This window comes from Bacteroides sp. RTP31139st1_H2_RTP31139_211217 (assembly GCF_040227615.1).
GTDB lineage: Bacteria > Bacteroidota > Bacteroidia > Bacteroidales > Bacteroidaceae > Bacteroides > Bacteroides uniformis.
Map to the genome: position 1 here is coordinate 4,495 of NZ_JBCNZM010000218.1, position 1,817 is coordinate 6,311.

Sequence of the window (1,817 nt, forward strand, 5' to 3'; positions counted from 1 at the left end):
CAAGGATTTCTGCGCCAAAGTTTCTGTAGATACCAGCTCCATCCAGTACGAAAACGACAACCTGATGCGTGAAGTGCGCAACTGCGACGACTACGGCATCGCCTGCTGTGTATCCTACCAAGCCATCGGCAAACAAATCCAGTTCTTCGGCGCACGTGCCAACCTTGCCAAGGCCCTGCTGCTCGCCATCAACGGTGGACGTTGCGAAAATACCGGAACTGTCATGGTGAAAGGTATTCCCGTATTGACCGGTGAGACATTGAAGTTTGAGGAAGTTATGGCCAACTACAAGAAGGTACTGACTGAAATAGCCCGTGTCTACAACGAGGCCATGAATATCATCCACTACATGCATGATAAGTATTATTATGAGAAAGCCCAGATGGCATTCATCGATACCGACCCACGCATCAATCTGGCATACGGTGTTGCCGGCCTTTCCATCGCCATAGACTCACTGTCCGCCATCAAATATGCCAAAGTCACTGCACGCCGCAACGAAATCGGCCTGACCGAAGGTTTCGACACTGAAGGTTCATTCCCCTGCTTCGGCAATAATGACGACCGTGTGGACCACCTGGGAGTAGACCTCGTTTACTATTTCAGCGAAGAACTGAAAAAGCTGCCTGTCTACAAGAATGCCCGTCCCACCCTTTCCTTGCTGACTATCACCTCCAACGTGATGTACGGCAAGAAGACCGGTGCCACTCCGGACGGACGCGCCAAAGGTGTTGCCTTTGCTCCGGGTGCCAACCCAATGCACGGACGTGACAAGAACGGTGCCATCGCTTCCTTGAGCTCCGTAGCCAAATTGCGCTACCGCGACTCGCAGGACGGCATCAGCAATACGTTCTCCATTGTTCCCAAATCACTGGGCCCGACACCGGAAGAACGTGTAGAGAACCTGGTAACCATGATGGACGGCTACTTCACCAAAGGTGCCCACCATTTGAACGTAAACGTACTGAACCGCGAAATGCTGGAAGATGCCATGGAACATCCTGAAAAGTATCCGCAACTCACCATCCGCGTTTCCGGCTATGCCGTGAACTTCGTGAAGTTGAGCCGCGAGCATCAGTTGGAAGTCATCAGCCGTTCATTCCACGAAAGAATGTAATATGATAAATGTACACTCCTACGAAAGTATGGGAACATTCGACGGGCCGGGTCTCCGGCTCGTCGTTTTCCTGCAAGGATGTCCGTTCCGTTGTCTGTATTGTGCCAATCCGGATACGATTGATGTAAAAGGAGGCACTCCCACCACTCCGGAAGAGATTCTGCAAATGGCTATCAGCCAAAAGGCATTCTTCGGGAAGAAAGGAGGTATTACTTTCTCCGGCGGTGAGCCTACCCTGCAAGCAGAAGCGCTGATTCCTCTTTTCAAGGAGCTGAAGGCGAACGGCATCCATATCTGTCTGGACAGTAACGGAGGCATCTGGAATGAAAAGGTGGAAGAGCTCTTTAGCCTGACTGACCTCGTGCTGCTGGACATCAAGCAATTCAATCCCGAACGCCACCGTACGCTGACGGGACGAAGCAACGAACAGACACTCCGCACCGCTGCCTGGCTCGAAGAACATGAACACCCCTTCTGGCTGCGCTATGTACTGGTCCCCGGTTACAGCGATTCGGAAGAAGACACCCGCCTGCTGGGTGAAAGTCTTGGCAAATACCAGCAGATACAACGGGTGGAAATACTTCCTTATCACCGTCTGGGTGTTCACAAATACGAAGCCATGGGATGGGATTACAAATTGAAAGAAGTGAAGGAAAATACTCCGGAACAACTGGAACGGGCAGAAAAACTGTTCACAGAG

General features: G+C 51.6%; 2 protein-coding genes. Both read left to right on the plus strand.

What is annotated here, in order from left to right; genetic code table 11:
* The coding region (locus ABUA47_RS22185) for a pyruvate formate lyase family protein (protein WP_349832065.1) at positions 1-1,117 on the plus strand (1,117 nt) is incomplete at its 5' end.
* A gap of 1 nt (position 1,118) precedes the next feature.
* A partial coding sequence (pflA, locus tag ABUA47_RS22190; protein ID WP_349832066.1) for a pyruvate formate-lyase-activating protein occupies positions 1,119-1,817 on the plus strand: 699 nt, incomplete at its 3' end.